This is a genomic window from Rhizobium sp. NZLR1 (genome assembly GCF_017357385.1).
Taxonomy (GTDB): domain Bacteria; phylum Pseudomonadota; class Alphaproteobacteria; order Rhizobiales; family Rhizobiaceae; genus Rhizobium.
This window is the reverse complement of the sequence record NZ_CP071633.1, coordinates 260,783-277,477: the sequence shown is the minus strand read 5'-3', so window position 1 is coordinate 277,477 and position 16,695 is coordinate 260,783. Positions and strand designations below refer to the sequence as shown.

Annotated in this window: 18 protein-coding genes; 9 read left to right on the top strand and 9 right to left on the bottom strand. The window is 61.5% G+C overall.

Features of this window, described 5'->3' with window-relative positions:
- Positions 1–2: 2 nt before the first annotated feature.
- Positions 3–1,073 carry an ABC transporter substrate-binding protein gene (locus tag J3O30_RS23695; protein WP_207585011.1) on the bottom strand — a complete coding sequence of 357 codons (1,071 nt, stop codon included), beginning with the start codon at positions 1,071–1,073 and terminating at the stop codon, positions 3–5.
- Positions 1,074–1,292: 219 nt separating this feature from the next.
- On the opposite strand from J3O30_RS23695, the gene J3O30_RS23690 reads away from it, so the two are divergent.
- The 5 genes from J3O30_RS23690 to J3O30_RS23670 all read left to right on the top strand — a co-directional run bounded on the left by J3O30_RS23690 (position 1,293) and on the right by J3O30_RS23670 (position 6,452).
- A complete protein-coding gene (locus tag J3O30_RS23690; protein WP_207585010.1) occupies positions 1,293–2,078 on the top strand; it encodes an IclR family transcriptional regulator in 786 nt (261 codons plus the stop codon).
- A 353-nt stretch (positions 2,079–2,431) separates the two neighbouring features.
- Entirely contained in the window at positions 2,432–3,784 is a 1,353-nt protein-coding gene (locus J3O30_RS23685; protein WP_207585009.1) for an LLM class flavin-dependent oxidoreductase, read from the top strand.
- A gap of 12 nt (positions 3,785–3,796) precedes the next feature.
- On the top strand, positions 3,797–4,648 hold the full coding sequence (locus J3O30_RS23680) for an ABC transporter permease (protein ID WP_207585008.1): 852 nt from the start codon (positions 3,797–3,799) through the stop codon (positions 4,646–4,648).
- Between the two features lie 40 nt (positions 4,649–4,688).
- The gene (locus J3O30_RS23675) at positions 4,689–5,672 is read left to right on the top strand and encodes an ABC transporter substrate-binding protein (RefSeq protein WP_207585007.1); all 984 of its coding nucleotides are present in this window, start codon (positions 4,689–4,691) and stop codon (positions 5,670–5,672) included.
- Between the two features lie 9 nt (positions 5,673–5,681).
- Positions 5,682–6,452, top strand: a complete 771-nt coding sequence (locus J3O30_RS23670; protein ID WP_207585006.1) for an ABC transporter ATP-binding protein — start codon at positions 5,682–5,684, stop codon at positions 6,450–6,452.
- A 26-nt stretch (positions 6,453–6,478) separates the two neighbouring features.
- Here J3O30_RS23670 and J3O30_RS23665 read toward each other — a convergent pair whose 3' ends face one another.
- The 3 genes from J3O30_RS23665 to J3O30_RS23655 all read right to left on the bottom strand — a co-directional run bounded on the left by J3O30_RS23665 (position 6,479) and on the right by J3O30_RS23655 (position 9,091).
- A complete protein-coding gene (locus J3O30_RS23665) occupies positions 6,479–6,901 on the bottom strand; it encodes a type II toxin-antitoxin system VapC family toxin (RefSeq protein ID WP_207585005.1) in 423 nt (140 codons plus the stop codon).
- Positions 6,898–7,164, bottom strand: a complete 267-nt coding sequence (locus J3O30_RS23660) for a type II toxin-antitoxin system Phd/YefM family antitoxin (RefSeq protein ID WP_207585004.1) — start codon at positions 7,162–7,164, stop codon at positions 6,898–6,900. Before J3O30_RS23660 ends, J3O30_RS23665 begins: the two co-directional genes overlap by 4 nt.
- A gap of 115 nt (positions 7,165–7,279) precedes the next feature.
- A complete protein-coding gene (locus J3O30_RS23655; RefSeq protein WP_207585003.1) occupies positions 7,280–9,091 on the bottom strand; it encodes a chloride channel protein in 1,812 nt (603 codons plus the stop codon).
- A gap of 199 nt (positions 9,092–9,290) precedes the next feature.
- On the opposite strand from J3O30_RS23655, the gene J3O30_RS23650 reads away from it, so the two are divergent.
- Positions 9,291–9,719, top strand: coding sequence for a helix-turn-helix domain-containing protein (locus J3O30_RS23650; RefSeq protein ID WP_207585176.1), 429 nt, complete (start codon positions 9,291–9,293; stop codon positions 9,717–9,719).
- Between the two features lie 20 nt (positions 9,720–9,739).
- On the opposite strand, the gene J3O30_RS23645 is transcribed toward J3O30_RS23650, so the two are convergent.
- The 5 genes from J3O30_RS23645 to J3O30_RS23625 form a co-directional block, all read right to left on the bottom strand.
- Complete coding sequence (locus tag J3O30_RS23645; RefSeq protein WP_207585002.1) at positions 9,740–10,648, bottom strand: homocysteine S-methyltransferase family protein; 909 nt, start codon at positions 10,646–10,648, stop codon at positions 9,740–9,742.
- Positions 10,649–10,768: 120 nt separating this feature from the next.
- Entirely contained in the window at positions 10,769–11,458 is a 690-nt protein-coding gene (locus J3O30_RS23640; RefSeq protein WP_207585001.1) for an ABC transporter permease, read from the bottom strand.
- Positions 11,459–11,470: 12 nt separating this feature from the next.
- Positions 11,471–12,196 (bottom strand): ABC transporter permease subunit, encoded by a 726-nt coding sequence (locus J3O30_RS23635; RefSeq protein WP_207585000.1) that lies wholly within the window; start codon positions 12,194–12,196, stop codon positions 11,471–11,473.
- Positions 12,197–12,208: 12 nt separating this feature from the next.
- A complete protein-coding gene (locus J3O30_RS23630; RefSeq protein WP_207584999.1) occupies positions 12,209–12,982 on the bottom strand; it encodes a transporter substrate-binding domain-containing protein in 774 nt (257 codons plus the stop codon).
- Positions 12,983–13,029: 47 nt separating this feature from the next.
- Complete coding sequence (locus tag J3O30_RS23625) at positions 13,030–13,809, bottom strand: ATP-binding cassette domain-containing protein (protein ID WP_207584998.1); 780 nt, start codon at positions 13,807–13,809, stop codon at positions 13,030–13,032.
- Between the two features lie 162 nt (positions 13,810–13,971).
- Here J3O30_RS23625 and J3O30_RS23620 point away from each other — a divergent pair, with 162 nt between their 5' ends.
- The 3 genes from J3O30_RS23620 to J3O30_RS23610 all read left to right on the top strand — a co-directional run bounded on the left by J3O30_RS23620 (position 13,972) and on the right by J3O30_RS23610 (position 16,660).
- Positions 13,972–14,436 (top strand): Lrp/AsnC family transcriptional regulator, encoded by a 465-nt coding sequence (locus tag J3O30_RS23620; RefSeq protein WP_164013069.1) that lies wholly within the window; start codon positions 13,972–13,974, stop codon positions 14,434–14,436.
- 170 nt (positions 14,437–14,606) lie between these two features.
- Positions 14,607–15,992: a cache domain-containing protein gene (locus J3O30_RS23615; protein ID WP_207584997.1), complete on the top strand. Its 1,386-nt coding sequence runs from the start codon at positions 14,607–14,609 to the stop codon at positions 15,990–15,992.
- Entirely contained in the window at positions 15,989–16,660 is a 672-nt protein-coding gene (locus J3O30_RS23610; RefSeq protein WP_207584996.1) for a response regulator transcription factor, read from the top strand. The genes J3O30_RS23615 and J3O30_RS23610 overlap by 4 nt, the downstream gene beginning before the upstream one ends.
- Positions 16,661–16,695 lie beyond the last annotated feature (35 nt).

Sequence of the window (16,695 nt, the reverse complement as noted above, 5' to 3'; positions counted from 1 at the left end):
GATTACTTGGCAAGCAGCTTGTCGAACAGCGCCTTGTCGTAATCCGAGTAGATATAGCCGTCGGCCGGGAACTTGTCGGCCCGTGCGAGGTAGCTGCCGATCGTGCTGTCGTCGATGACAGGCAGCGGCACCTTGACGAAGGCCGGCACGTTCTTGCCTTGCAGCGCCTGCACCGCAGTGTAGACGGAAAGGGCGCCGAGCCAGTTGGGCTGCATCGTCGCCCAGCCTTTCAGGCTCTTCTCCTTCCAGAGTTCCAGGAACTGCCTTGCATTTTCACCTGTGGTCGGCACCTGGTCGCGGCCCTGGCGCTCGAAGGCGAGGACGGAGCCGGCAGACAGCGCGCCGCCGAGCGACAGCACGCCGTCGATTTCGGGATTGGCGAAGAGCAGGCTGGTCATCGCTTCCTGTGCCGGCGCGACGTTATATTCGGTGTTCGTCTCGGTGATCACCTTGAGACCTGGATTGGCATCGAGGACCGGCTGGGCGCCCTTGCGGCGGTCGTCGCTGACCGAGATGCCGGCCGGGCCGTTCATGATGATGATCTTGCCCTTGCCACCGAGCTGGCTGACCATCCACTTGGCAGCGGTCGCACCCCATTCGCTGGAATCGGTATTGATCTTCGCCGTCACCTTGTCGGTGTTGACCAAGCTGTCGAAATTGACCACGGCGATGCCCTTGTCGCAGGCATCCGATATGACGCGGTCGAGCGCGTTGGAGGAGCCGGCGATGACGACGATGGCGTCGACATTGGCGTCGATCATCGACTGGATATGCTGGATCTGCGTCTGGGCGTTGCCCTGCGCGTCAGTGATCATCAGGTCCTTGACGAGGCCGGCCTTCTTCAGCTCCTCCACTTCAGCGGTAATGGTGCCTTCGGTCTGTTTCATCCAGGTCGGCACGGAGTAGATGTTCGCCCAGCCGATCGTATAGGGCGCTTTTCTGTCGCCCTTGATGCAATTGGCAGCGGCCGAGGCAGTGCCGGTGGAAAAGACCAGGAGGGTGGCTGCTGCGGCAGCGCCCGCGAGGAGGCGGCGGCGCAGCGAAGCGGAAATGCTGTTTTCAAAATTCTTCATGTCGATCCCCTTTTTTGTGCGGCAACCTTGACGGTTTGCCATCTATGTCCAATATATCGTACATGTGATCTTTATACCGGACGAGGCGATCTTATGCCGATTTTTTTACCCCGCAAGAGGGGTGGGGAAATTTCATTCGCGATTGAATGACGGGATCAATTGACAGATACGGCAGGCGGCTTGAAAAGCTTGGCCGGACAAAAGAACAGGACGATAGCAATGGATGCAGTTCAGGACGAAGCAGCCGGCAAACGCGCCCGAGGGCTCGACCGCGCCTTCGAAATCCTCGATTTCCTGCGCCAGAAACGGCAGGCCTTGAAGCCGAACGAAATCGCCGCGCAGATCGGTGCGCCGCGTTCGTCCGTCTACGAACTCGTCAACCTGCTGCTCAGTAACGGCATTCTCGAATTCACCGGCGGCGAGGGGCGCGTCTATCTCGGCCGCAAGCTCTATTTCCTCGGCGCCGCCTATGAGAACCATTTCGACTTCACCCGCGAATGCGAGGCGACGCTGGAACGGCTTGCCGATGAAACGCGGGAAACGGCGCAGTTCTGCATGCTGGATGGAAACAGGTATACGGTCGTGCGCATGCGCGAGGGGGCGCGGCCGTTCCGCATTTCGACGGATGTGGGACAGTCGGTGCCGATTCCGTGGACGGCGTCGGGGCGCCTGCTCGTCGCGCATCTGTCGGATCAGGACATCCTGAACTTCATTCCGTCGCAGGATTTCCGTCTGCCGGGCGGTGAATGGCTCGAGCCCCAGACCTTCATCGCCGAGGTGCGCCAGGCCGAGCGTGAAGGCTTCTTCACCTTCAACAGCATCGTCGACAGCTTTACCCATTGTTTTGCCGTGCCGGTGCGGGGCGAGGAAGGCCATGCAGCTGCAACGCTCTGCCTCGTCACCCCACGCGACGACGGTATCGCGAACCGGGACCGCTACCTCGACTGCCTGAAGAAGGCCGCCGCCGGCCTGGAGCATGCCCCTTCCCGGCCAAAACGGGGCTGATGCCCAAGCATAGCCAGGCACCGCTATCCGGCGGCACGCACCGCTCATGCATGACCCGTGCCCGGCTGCATGTTCCCAAAATCATATCGCGAAACAGGACGTCGCTCGTCGACCTGTCCGACATGGAAAACATCAAAGACGGCCGCAAGACGACATATCTCTTGTTGGCCGCCTCGATCGTCGATTTCCAGATTCAAGCCAATCCCGCAAAACTATTCACTCTTCCTCCGAAATTATGAAATGAAGTTTCTCTATAAAATTTATGGAGAACGTAGTGTAGAGTCCTGACAGCCAACCTATACCATGGCCCTGGAAAACACCGGGCTGTGGGCGGCAAACGGAGAGGACGCGAAATGACACGCAAAATCAGGCTTGGGGCATTTCTTCCCGGTGGCGGACAGCATGTTGCATCCTGGCGGCATCCTGACCAGCCGGCCGACGGTGCCACCAGTTTCGAGTTTCACAAGCAACTCGCCCTGACAGCCGAGCGCGGACTCTTCGATGCTTATTTCCTGGCCGACGGACTGGCTGTCGGTTTTGGCGGAGCGCGCGAAGGCGGCAATGCCCGCGTCGCCGGCTTCGAACCCGTCACATTGTTTTCCGCGCTTGCGCCTTTCACCACCCATCTCGGCTTTATCGCGACGTCTTCCACCACCTATGAGGAGCCCTATACGACTGCTCGCAAATTCGCCTCGCTGGATCTGATCTCCGAGGGCCGCGCCGGCTGGAATGTCGTGACCACGACGGGCGACCTCACGGCACAGAACTTCAACCGCGATACGCAGCTTCCACATGCCGATCGATATCGCCGTGCTGCCGAGCATGTCGACGTTGTCCGCAAACTCTGGGAAAGCTTCGAGGACGACGCGTTCATCCGCGACAAGGAGTCGGGCGTATTCTTCGATCCGGCGAAGCTGCACGACACCGACCACCGCGGCGAGCATTTCAGCGTGCGTGGCCCGCTCAACGTCTCGCGCTCGCCCCAGGGACATCCGGTCATCGTGCAAGCCGGGCAGTCCGACGACGGGCGCGGGCTTGCCGCGGCAACGGCCGAAGTCATCTTCACCGCCCATCAGCACATCGAAACAGCCCAGGAATTCTACCGCGATATCAAGGCACGCGCCCGCGGCCTCGGCCGCAACCCCGATCACATCCTCGTCATGCCCGGCGTCTCCGCTTTCGTCGGCAGGACCGAAGCGGAAGCACGCGAGAAGTACGACCGTCTGACCTCGCTGATTGTCGAAGAGGATGGAATCGGCCTCCTTAACGGCCTGACCGGCGGTACGCTCGACCTGCACGGTTATGATCTCGACGGGCCGCTGCCGCCGGCGCCGCCGACGGAAGGCATGAAGAGCCGCCAGGCCCTCATCCGCCAGATCGCAGACGAAAACAATTTTTCCATCCGCCAGCTCTATCAATGGATCGCGTCGGCCCGCGGTCACTACACCATCGTCGGAACGCCTGAAAAGATCGCCGATACGCTACAGCAATGGTTCGAGAACGAAGCGGCCGACGGCTTCAACATTCTGCCGCCCTGGCTGCCGACGGCCCTCGACGATTTCGTCGATCTGGTCATCCCGGAGTTGCAGCGCCGCGGACTGTTTCGCACGGCCTATGAGGGCAAGACGCTCCGGGAAAACCTCGGCCTGCCTTTCCCCGCCAATCGATGGGCTGCCGGACACGCAGCTCTCCAGGCAGCAGAATGAGGGAACGGTACCATGGCCTATGAAATCAACCAGACTCTCCCGAGAAGCTTCGGCCGCCTGAAAAGCAGCGAAAGCACCATTTCCACTCTCGGCTCCCATGGGCGCGGGTTGCTCGCATCGTTTTTGCCGCGTTATGGCCTGCTTCTCGCCTTCCTCGCGCTCTGGCAGGTGTCGAGCACCAGGGGCTGGATCAATCCGGCCATCTTCCCGCCCCTGAACGTGATCCTGTCTGCTCTTTGGACCAATCTTGCCAACGGCGCGCTGCTGGACGACATCGCCATCAGCCTGCAGCGAGCCGGAACCGCCTTCGCCTTTGCCGTCGTGATCGGCATTCCGCTCGGCCTGTTCATGGGCCAGGTTCGTGCGGTCGAGCAGGCGCTCGATCCGATCCTGCAGCTCTTCCGCCAGACCTCGGCGCTGGCGCTCTATCCGATCTTCATCCTGCTGCTCGGCCTCGGCGAAACCTCCAAGATCTTCGTGATCTTCTGGGCCACCCTGTTTCCGGTGCTGCTCGCCACGATCGGCGGCGTCAAGGAGGTGGACCAGAAGCTTATTGAGATGGCGCGGACTTATGGCGCCGGACCGCTGACCATCTTCCGCCGCGTCATTCTGCCGGCGTCCGTCCCTGCGATCTTCGTCGGCCTGCGTCTCTCGGCGACGACTGCGCTTCTCCTGTTGATTGCCGCCGAGATGATCGGCGCCAACAAGGGTATCGGCTTCCAGGTGATGAACGCCCAGTACAATTTCCAGATCCCGCTGATGTTTGCGGCGATCCTTCTGCTCGCCTTTCTCGGGCTTGCCGCCAATGCCTTGCTCGTTCTCCTGCAGCGCCGTCTCTGCCGCTGGTCTCAGCCGAGCCGCTAACCTGCTTCCCCCGATTTTCCTCTTCCGAAAGGGATACGTCATGACATTCCATCCCCGCAACCTTCTCCTCCCGGCCGTCATCGCGCTCGGCCTTGCTACGCCGGCCGCAGCTGCCGACACGATCAAGCTGCGCTACCTCGCCAGCCAAGGCGGTCTTGCCGCCCATGAGCTCGCCGACGAGCTCGGCTATTTCAAGGGCACCGGTATCACGTTCGAAAATGTCGGTTATGCTCAAGGCGGGCCGGCCTCTCTGATCGCCCTCGCATCCGGTGATGTCGAGATCGGCAGTGCGGCCACCTCCGCCGTGCTGAATTCGATCATCGGCGGCAATGACTTCGTCGCCGCCTATCCGTCGAACGGCATCAATGACGAGGTGCAGTCGACCTTCTATGTGCTGGAAGACAGCCCGATCAAGAGTATCAAGGACATTGCCGGCAAGAGCATAGCAGTCAATACGCTTGGCGCGCACCTCGATTATACCATCCGCGAGGCCTTGCATTCCGTCGGCCTGCCGAGCGACTCCGCCAATCAGATCGTCGTTCCCGGGCCGCAACTCGAACAGGTGCTGCGCTCCAAGCAGGTCGATATTGCCGCCTTCGGTTATTGGCAGACGACCTTCGAGGGTGCGGCGCTCAAAAATGGCGGCCTGCGCGCGGTTTTTGACGATACCGACGTGCTCGGCGACATTGCCGGGGGGTTTGTGGTCCTGCGCCGCGATTTCATTCAGCAACATCCCGAGGCCGCAAAGATTTTCGTCGAGCAGTCGGCCCGCGCGCTCGACTATGCCCGCGAACATCCTGAAGAAACCAAGAAGATCCTGGCCAAGGCGCTCAGCGAGCGTGGCGAGAACGCTGATATCGCGCAATATTTCCGCGGCTATGGCGTGCGCGCCGGCGGTCTGCCGGTCGAGCGCGACATCCAGTTCTGGATCGACGTCCTGGTTCGCGAAGGCAAGCTGAAGCAAGGCCAGTTGGCGGCCAAGGACATCCTCTTCACGGCCGATGCCAAGCCGGCAAGCAACTGAGGAACCGAGATGAGCATTGCTGAGGACATTCGCCGCGGCGAGGTGACGATCCGTCGCCTCTCCAAATCCTACAAGTTGAACGGCACGCCGCTGCAGGTTCTCAAGGATATCAATCTCCACATCCGCTCCGGCGAAAGCCTCGCCATCGTCGGTGCCAGCGGCTCGGGCAAAACGACCCTGCTCAGGGTTCTTGCAGGTCTCGAGGATGCCGACACCGGAGAGGTCCTCGTCGACGGCAAGGTGGTGCGGGGCGTCGGCGCAGAGCGCGCCGTCATCTTCCAAGAACCGCGCCTTCTGCCCTGGCTTGATGTGCTCGACAATGTCGCCTTCGGGCTGGAAACAAGTGGTCTCACCCGTCAGCGGGCGAGGGCGCGGGCGCGCCACTATGTCAAGCTTGTCGGCCTGCAGCAATTCGAGGCCGCCTATCCCCGGCAGCTCTCCGGAGGCATGGCGCAGCGCGTCGGGATCGCCCGGGCGCTGGCTGTTCAGCCCGAGATCCTGCTGCTCGACGAACCGCTCGGCGCGCTCGACGCGATGACCAAGATCGGCATGCAGCAGGAACTCGCCCGGATCTGGCGCGATGAGGATGTGACGACCATTCTCGTCACGCACGATCTCGAGGAGGCGATTTATCTCGCCGACCGGATCCTCATCCTGCCACGGGAGAAGGGCGGCGAACCGCGCCTGATCGACATCGATCTGCCGCGACCGCGCGACCGCAGCGCACCGGAATTCGTTCGCCACCGCGAGGAGCTGCTGAACCTGTTCGGATTGCATTGACGGCTGCGCTGTAGCCTTCGCCAGGACTAAAGGATCCAGGGATTGATCAGTTCGATCCCCAAGCCGTCGAAATCCTTCGAGTTGCGCGTCGCGAGCGTGAGATCGTGAGCAACCGCGGTGGCAGCGATCAGGCCATCCATCGACGGCAGGCCACGGCCGCTCCGCTTTGCATGGCCCATGAGGTCCCCCCAGGCCAGGGCAACCGATTCATCCACCGGGATGATGCGGTGCTCGAAGCGCTGCGTCAGGTCCCGGGCAAGCCATTCAGCCAGCGCGTCGCGTTTTCGTCCCTCGTCCATCAGGGCAACACCACGTCGGATCTCTGCGACCGAGACGATGCTGATGAAGGAGCGATCCTCGTCGAGCCTGTCCAACCATTGCAAGACGTGCGCATCAGGCTTCGGCTTCGTCACCTCGGACAGGACGTTGGTGTCCAGCAAAAGTCTCACAGCGCCGGATCACGCGGTTCGTCGCGTTGACGCTCAAGGTCCAGATTGGCGCCGCGCAGCGGCGACTCCATCAGAAATTCGGCAAGCGTCCCTTGGCGAGCGGTCTTGCGCTGCCATTCCTCGGCAGAGACGACGACAACGCTCGGCTTGCCGTTCCTTGTGATTGTCTGTGGCGCGGATTGCGCGCGTTCGATGACTTCGGAAAGCTTCGCCTTTGCACTGGCAACGGTCCAGCTTTCATTGTCTTGCCGTGATGGCTGCATTGCTCAGCTCCTGACCAGAATGACTATAGTGACTATATAACTGGACTGGGGTGAGTTTGCAAGCGGCGGGATCGAGCGGTTCAATTGGCGGGGCCGAAGAAACCTGAGGCGGCTATCACGATTTGCTCCTCGCCCCGGCAGTCAGATACGGCCGCCGATCCAGTTCCTGCGACCTCAAGGAACTGCGTAGCCGCAGCAGATCCTTGCGGGCGATCAGGCCGCACAGCTTGCCGGAAGCGGGATCGACGATCGGAATACGCCCATCGCCCGTCGACAGCATGAGGTCGGCGATAAAGGCAACGGTATCATCAGGATGCCCGACGGGAACGGAATCGTCGGTGACGTTTTCGGCAAGCGTCTGGAGGGTCAGGTCCGGCGTCCCCTGCCAGCGCAGGGCATCGGCCCGCGAGACGATGCCCGCCAATCTGCCTGCCGCGTCGATCACCGGGTAGATCCGATGGGTTTTCTCCTGAGAGGCGAAGAAATCGCAGGCCTCCCCCACCGTCATGGTGACGGGAAGCGTGTCGACATTGCTGATCATGATCTCCCGTGCACGGGAGAGCTCGAACGGATCGACGCCATATTCGCGGGTGATGTGCTGCCCGCGGCGCGCAATCTTCTCGGTAAGGATCGAGCGGCGCAGCAGAAGAACCGTGACGGCATAGGCCACCACCGTTGCGGCGAGCAGCGGAACGAGCGTGCTCACATCGCCGGTGATCTCCATCGCAAAAAAGGTCCCCGTCAGCGGCGCGCGCATGGTTCCGCCCATCATCGCCGCCATTCCGAGCAGCGCCCAGAAGCCGGGATCGTTGCCCGGCATGACAAGGCCGACCAGCCATCCGAGAGCACCGCCGAAGATGAGAAGCGGAGCAAGCACGCCGCCCGAGGTGCCGGACGACAGCGCAAACAGCCAGATGATCGTCTTCACCAGCAGGATCGACATCACCGCCGGTGCGAGCAGCCGGTTGTTGAGCAGGCCATCGATGATGTCGTAGCCGACGCCCATGGCACGCGGTTCGATCAGACCGCCGAGGCCGATGACAAGACCGCCAAGCATCGGCCACCACATCCAGTGGATCGGCAGTGCCTCGAAGAGGTCCTCGATCCGGTAGAGCAGCGTCGTCAGCAACCCCGATTGCAGCCCCGATATGATGCCCATCGCCGCACAGGCGAAGATCCCCCACCAGGGCAAATCTACTTGGAAATGGGTCGGAAACAGCGGGCCGGTGCCGAACAGCAGCGGGCGCCAGCAGATCGACACGCAGGCGGCAACGGCGACAGGAATGAAGCTGCGCGGCTTCCATTCGAACAACAGCAGTTCGACCGCCAGCATGACCGCGGCAATCGGTGAGCCGAAGATCGCCGTCATGCCTGCGGCTGCACCGGCGACGAGCAGCGTCTTCCGCTCGGCAGCGCTCATGTGAAAGAATTGCGCGAAGAGCGATCCGATCGCCCCGCCGGTCATGATGATCGGCCCCTCGGCGCCGAACGGACCACCCGTTCCGATCGAGATTGCCGAGGACAGCGGCTTCAGGACCGCGACCTTCGGCGACATCCGGCTGCCGCCGATCAGGATCGCCTCTATGGCCTCGGGAATGCCGTGGCCGCGGATCTTCTCCGATCCGAAGCGGGCCATCAGGCCGATGACCAGCCCGCCGAGCGGCGGCACCAGCACCACCCACAGCGAGCGCGGCACGGCAGCCAGCGAAGCAGGCTGGATGCCGATCTGCCCGAACCAGATGACATTCGTCACCAGCGCGATCAGGCTGACGAGACACCAGGCCGCAAACGCGCCGCCGGTGCCGACGATGATGGACATTCCGATCAGCAGGAGGACCCGCCTGTCGGTGGTGAAATCGCCGGCCTCGCGCCGGGAAAGGCCGCCCGTGAAATCGTGCGGCCGGTTGCTTGGTTGATGCTGCGCCATGGAAGCCTCTGCTACGCCGGAAATGGATACACTTGAGCGACGTCAATATATCGTGATACGATATAAATCAATGGGTGAAGGCATGAAGGTGAAAATGTCTGTAGAGATGCCTCACTTGACCGGCTGTCGGATGCCCATCTATTCGAGATGGCGGGATGGCTCGCGACCTTGGCAGCCGTTGCGGCAGAGGAGAATGCGTTTGAAGAAAACCGTGCCGGCGCTGAGACAGGAGGATTATGAGGCGCTCGCCGATCTCAGATTCGCACTTCGGCAATTCATGGACTTCAGCGCCTCTGCCGCCCAGCTGGAAGGGCTGCCTGTACAGCAGCATCAGGCGCTGCTGGCGATCAAGGGGCACCGCGGCGATGCCATGACCATCGGCATGCTGGCCGAGCGGCTGATCATCGCGCCGCATACGGCGACCGAGCTTGTCGGGCGGCTGTCGGACGCGGGCCTGGTCGAACGCCATGCCGATCCGACCGACAGGCGCCGTCAGACGATACTTCTGACGGAGAAGGCCGACGCGCTTCTGGTGAGACTGAGCGCCGCCCACCTCTCGGAAATAAGGGAGATGGCGCCGAAGCTGATCGAGCTTCTCCTCGAGCTGCAGAAGACCGCCCAAGCCTGATGAGCCGACCGGCGTCGAGCCTATCTTAAAAGCGTCTTGCTGAGGCGATGGATATGGGCGGCGCCGATGCCGCAGCAGCCGCCGATGATCGTCGCACCGGCTTCGGCCCAGGAGCACGCAAAGCGCGAATAGGCGTCGTCGTTCAGATCGTCACGGGTCTCATGCAGCCCTTCATTGGCGGCTGATGTGCCTTGTTCGCCTTCGAAGGCATTGGCATAAACGCCGATTTCGATCTGAGCGTCCGTCTTCCGGAATACGCGCGCTACCGTCTCTACCGCCGCCTGCATGACTTCAGGCTTGCTGCAATTGAAGAGCAAGGCCTTCGCACCCGATGAAACTGCCCAGGATGCCGCGTCCTCGACGCTTTCGCCGGAGCGAAGCTTCGGCCCGCCGCTTTCGATGTCTGCCTCGTCATCCGCCAAGGTGAAGGAAATCCAGAACGGCTTGCCTGATGCCGCCACCGCCTGGCGCACGGCCTCTCCCTCGGCGATCAGGCTCAACGTCTCGCCGAGCCAGACATCGACGAAGGGAGCGAGGTTTTCGACCAGCACCTTGAGATAGTCTTGCACCCGTGAAGGCTGAAAATTTTGCGGCTCGTAGGAGCCGAAGATCGGCGGCAGCGAACCGGCGACCAGCACCTTGCGATCGGTGGCGGCATCGGCCGCCTCGCGCGCCAAACGACCGGCGAGACGGGTCAGCGCCGCCCCCTCCTTCTGGAACCGGTCCTCACCGATATGGAAAGGCACCAGCGCATAGCTGTTCGTGGTGATGACCTGCGAACCGGCCGCGATGAATTCCTTGTGGACCTCACGGACGATGTCCGGCGCGTTGATCAGCGCCAGTGCCGACCATTCCGGTTGTTTCAGTTCGGCGCCCAGCCGCAGCAACTCGCGGCTCATGCCGCCATCGAGAATTCGTGTCGTGCTCATGAAGAGGTTTCCATTCAGGCTGTCGCGCCGTCACCGACGGCGGGCTTTTCATAACAAAGTGGGCGGATTGCAAGTGATTGGTGCGCGAGGGAGTTCATGGCCGGTTCCTTTTTCGTCGGCCTAACGACGAACGGGTACCTGCGCTTCGAGACCTCGAAAGACGCGGGCAATTACTGCGGTCAAAGCGAGATAGAAGACGGTGACGACAAGCAGCGGCTCATAGACCAGCAGCGTGTCCTGGCGAACCTTGTTGGCCACGGCGTAGAGATCCATCACCGTCACCGTGAAGGCAAGCGGCGTCGCCTTCAGCTGCATGACGATCTCTCCGGCAATCGTCGGCAAGGCGATGCGGATGGCGCGCGGCAGCCAGATGCGGCGGACGAGCTTCCATGGCGACAGGCCGAAGGCCCGGCCGGCTTCCAGCTCGCCTTTGGGAACGGCGAGCAGCGCACCGCGCAACACCTCCGCCTCATAGGCCGCATAGTTCAGCGTGAAACTGACGGCCGCAAAGAAGAAGCCCTCGCGCAGGATCGGCCAGAACAGGCTCTGGCGGATGCCGGGAACCATGGGCAGCAGCGAGCCGACCCCATAATAGAGAAGCCATAGCTGGATCAGCAGCGGCGTGCCGCGGAAGAAGGTGCAATAGCCGCGGGCGAGCAGCCGCGTCAGCCTGCCGCCGCTGACCTGCGCGAAAGCGAGACCGATGGCGATGGCAAAGCCGAACACCACGGAGATCACCAGCAGCGCAACGGTCTGCCAGGCGCCGGTCAGAAGCAGCGGCCAATAGGAAGAGATCCAGCTGAAATTCATGCGACGCTTTCTTCAGGCAAGGCGCGGCTGTCCCCGCCGCACCCGCGCCTCGATCAGTTTGAAGGCGACGTTGGAAACGAGCGTGATGGCGAGGTAGAGGAGGGCCGAAGCCAGGAAAAACACGAAGTAATGTTTGGTGCTTGCCCCGGCGAGGCGGGTGGCAAGCGCCAGTTCCTGGTAGCCGACGACCGCCACCAACGCGCTGTCCTTGGTGACCGACATCCACAGATTGGCAAGCCCCGGCAGCGCGTTCGGCAATAGCGCCGGCAGCAGGACGCGGCGGAAGCGCAGCATCGGTCCCATGCCGAAGGCCTTGGCGGCCTCGATCTGGCCGGCGGGAATAGCAAGGATCGCGCCGCGCAGCACCTCCGTCATATAGGCGCCCTGCACGAAGCCGAGCACGGCGACGGCCGCGACGAAGCCGTTCACGTTGATTGGCGGCAGGTCCAATGCCGCCAGCAGCCGATTGAGACCGTCGGTGCCGGCATAATAGAGCCCAACGATCAGGATCAGCTCGGGAACCGCGCGGATCACCGTCGTATAGAGATCGAGCAGCAGGCGGAGGGCGCGATTGCTGGACAGCTTTCCAAGCGCGCCGCCCGTGCCGAGCAACAGGCCGATTGCGAAGGCGCAGGCCGAGATGGCGACCGTGGAGACTGCACCTGTCAAAAGAACGCCGCCCCATCCCGGAGGATAGGGAGACAGCAGGTCCAGAATGCCTTGTTGCGCGGTCGCCATCAACGAGACCGCTTACTTCGCGCCGTAGATATCGAAATCGAAGTATTTCTTGTTGATGGCGTCATACTGACCGTTGGCGCGAACGGCAGCGATCGCCGCATTCAGCTTGGCTTTCAGCGCCGTGTCTTCCTTGCGCAACCCGCCCGAAACGCCGGCTCCGAGAATCTCCTTGTCGTCGGCGACATCACCCATCTTGGCGCAGCAATCTTTGCCGCCATCGCTTTTCAGGAAAGCGTCGAGCGCCAGTGAATCACCGAAGACGTAGTCGATGCGGCCGGAGGCGAGATCCTGGAAAGCCTCGTCGAGCGTCTGGTAGGTCTTTTCCTCGGCAGCGCCTGCAAAATACTTCTTGTAATATTCCGACTGGATCGTCGACACCTGGATGCCAATCGTCTTGCCCTTCACGTCCTCGGCAGTGGCGCCCGGCTTCTGGTCCTTGGGGCCGATCAGTGTGCTCGGCGTATTGTAATATTTGTCGGTGAAATCGATCACCTTCGAGCGTTCGGCGGTGTTCGACATCGACGACCAGATCACATCGAACTTCTTGCTCTGGAGAGCTGGAATGAGACCATCCCAGGAAATCTCGACGATTGAGCATTTCTCCTTCATCTCGTCGCAGACGGCGTTCATCAGATCGATTTCCCATCCGTGCCACTCACCAGAGGCATCCTTGGCGAAGAAGGGCGGATAGGATTCGTTCATGACGCCGAAGCGGACTTCGGCCTGTGCCGTGACGGCGGAAAGCGCAAGTGCAACGCCGGCGAAAAGCGTGGGGAGCAGTTTCATTCGCGGGATTCTCCTGGTTCGTGTGGTGTCGATGATGGCTGGTGTGATCAATGGGCGCTGAGACGGGTGAACTCCCGACAGCGGGCACTGACCGGCGCCCCGAAAACTTGTTCCGGCGGACCTTCTTCCTCGATCCGTCCCTGATGCAGGTAGAGAACTCGGCTCGAAACATCCCGGGCAAAGCGCATTTCATGCGTGACGATCAGCATGGTCCGGCCTTCTTCCGCAAGATCGCGGATGACTTTGAGAACCTCGCCGACCAGCTCCGGATCGAGCGCCGATGTCGGCTCGTCGAACAGCATGACGGCGGGATCGACGCAGAGCGCCCTCGCAATCGCCGCGCGCTGCTGCTGGCCGCCGGACAGGAAGGCGGGATAGGCGTCGCGCTTGTCAAAGAGCCCGACCTTGTGGAGCAGGGCTTCGGCCTTTTCGATCGCCTCGCGCTTTGAAATGCCCATGACGTGCACTGGCGCCTCGATGACGTTTTCCAGCACGGTGCGATGGGCCCAGAGATTGAAACTCTGAAAGACCATGCCGAGCCCTGTCCGCAGCCGTTCGATCTGCCGCCAGCTCTGCGGCTGCAGCCGGCCGCCGCGACCGATTTTCAGCGCGACTTCCTCGCCGTTCACCGCAATGCGGCCGCGATCCGGCGTTTCCAGGAAATTGATGCATCGGAGGAAGGTGCTCTTGCCGGAGCCGGACGAGCCGATGATCGAAATCACATCAGACTTGTGGGCCTCCGTCGAGATACCCTTGAGGACCTGTTGCGAGCCGAAGCTTTTATGGAGATCTTCGACGCGAAGAGCAGGAAAGGGTTGATCCGACATGCAGTGGTCCGGCTGAACTGAATTTGCGAAGGATAATGATAAAATAACGCGGTTTTTTCGCGCAATTATCACCTCTTTTGCATATTATGTGCAAAATAATCTTCCTCGCGCATCGAATGCGGCAGAATGTATGAAGTGCCGCAACTGGAATTGGACTGAATGATGGAACAGCTGGATCGTTTTGACCGTGACATTCTCGACATCGTTCAGCGTGACTGCCAGCTGAAGGCCGAAACGATTGCCGAACGGATCGGGTTGTCGGTCTCGGCCGTGCAGCGACGGTTGAAGCGGTTGCGCGAGGAAGGGATCATCAAGGCGGAGGTCGCCGTCGTCGACCGGAAGGCGACGGGAACATCGATGGTGTTCATCGTCGGGATGGAGATCGAGCGGGACAATTACGACGCACTGGCGAAGTTCCGCCTTTGGGCGGAGAAGCAGGATCATATCCAACAGGTCTATTACGTCACCGGCGCGGTCGATCTGATCGCCATCATTACCGCCCGCGACGTCGAGCACTATGACGACATCGCGGCTCTGATCATGGCGGAAAACGCGCAGATCCGCCGCATGCACACCAATGTCGTGCTGCGCGACGTCAAACTCGGCCTGTTCGTGCCCCTAGAATAGCGCCTAGAGCATGATGCCGAAAAGTGTGAGCGGTTTTCGGACGACATCATGCTCTAACTCTTTAATTCAGAACCGACATTGATCCGGTCGCGCGGCAAGCGCGACAAGCCGCTGGACTCACATTCGCCAAAGGGCATAATTCCGGCCGCAAATCCCGGGAGGAACGACCCTTGACGTTACGACACCAGATCATCGCGTTGGCGATCGTCCCGCTCGTCATCTCGATCCTTGCGATCACCACCTTTATCACCTGGCAATCGGCAAATCTCGCCAAGAACAGCATCGACACGTTCGAGCAGAACATGCTGAAGACCAAGGAAGCCGAGATCCTCAATCTGACCAACCTTGCGCTGTCGGCCATCCAGACGATCTATGACAAGGCCGGGGCCGACGACGAGGCCGCCAAGGAGCAGGTGGCCGCGATCCTGACCTCGCTCGACTACGGCAAGGATGGATATTTCTTCGTCTACGACTATGACGGCAACAATATCGTCCACCCGCGCCAGAGCTTCCGGCATGGGCACAATTGGCTCGATCTCACCGATCCGGATGGCGACAAGGTCATCGCCGAACTGATCGCCACCGCGCGAGCGGGCGGCGGCCTGCATCAGTACAAATGGCAAAAGCCATCGACCGGACAGATCGCCGACAAACTATCCTTCGTCGTCAGTCTCGACAAGTGGCGCTGGGTCGTCGGCACCGGCGTCTATCTCGATGACGTCTTTGCCCAGAGTGCCGCCGCCAACAAGGTGATGCGCGTCAACATAAGACGGACCTTCGTCATCGTCGCGCTGATCGCCGTGCCTTCGGTGCTCGTCGTGTTCACCACCTGCATGCTGCTGACCTTCCACGAGCGCCGCATGGCCGATAGCCGGCTCAAGGCGCTGACGCAGCGGGTCATCGACACCCAGGAAGAAGAGCGCGCGCGGCTTGCCCGCGAACTACATGACGGCATTTCCCAAAATCTCGTCGGCGTGCGCTATGCGATGGATCTCGCCGGCCGCAAGGTCAGGACCAATGTCGACGATGCGGCGCTGACCATCGACCGCGGCGTCGAGGCGCTGAACGGCGCCATCAAGGAGATCAGGCGGCTCTCGCACGACCTGCGCCCACGCGTGCTCGACGACCTCGGCCTGAAGGCGGCGCTTGAGGCGCTCTGCTACAATTTCGCCGAGCGGACAGGAATCGAGACGGAAATCGACGCTTCCGCGTTCACCGACAGGCTGAAAGCCGAAGCCAACACCGCACTTTATCGCGTCGCACAGGAAGCATTCAACAATGTCGAGCGCCATGCGGGCGCCTCCCGGCTTACGGTCAAGCTCTGGAGCGACGGCGGCCGCGCCCGCATGACCATCTCCGACAACGGCACCGGCTTCGACGGCAGCAAGGACGGCGCCTCAGGCAGAGCGGGACTCGGCCTGCGCAACATGCAGGAGCGGATGGCACATTTCCGCGGTCTGTTGTTGATCAACAGCAGCGAGGCCGGCACGACGCTGACGGCCATGATGCCGAGATCGGCCAATCTTGCCGCCGGCAAGCAGGCGGAAGCCGCATGACGGCACGCCCGAAAATCAAGGTGCTGCTGATCGACAACCATCCGCTGGTGCTGGACGGGCTGAAAGCCGTGCTCGACACATTCGACCATATCGAAGTCGCCGGCACCGCCGGCTTGGCTCAAACCGGGCTCGACATCGCCCTGCAGGTTCAGCCGCAGGTGGTGCTGATGGATATCAACATGCCGAAGCTCAGCGGCATCGATGCGATCGAATTGTTCAGGAACGAACTTCCGCAAACTCGCGTCGTGATGCTCTCCATGCATGACAGCCGCGAGTATATTTCCTCGTCGGTCATGCATGGCGCCGCCGGCTACGTCCTCAAAGACGTCTCGACCGACGAGATCGTCGCAGCTATCGAAACCGTCGCCGGCGGCGGCACCTATTTCTCCTCCGGCGTCTTCGATGCGCTGATGGGCGAACGCGCGGAGGAGGGGAGCGATCCCTTGACGCCGCGTGAGCGCGACACTCTCGGGCTGATCGTTGCAGGCAGGAGCAACCGCGAGATCGCAGAGGTGCTGGGGATAAGCTCCGCCACGGCCGAAACACATCGCAAGAACCTCAAGAAAAAGCTCGGCATCGCAACGACAGCAGGTCTCATCCGCTATGCGCTCGACCACGGCATCGTCCCGAAAGTCGGCGTGGATCCGCGCCTACCCACTTCTGGGTAGAGCCCGGCACTTCAGCTCCTCGCCCATCTTGTGAG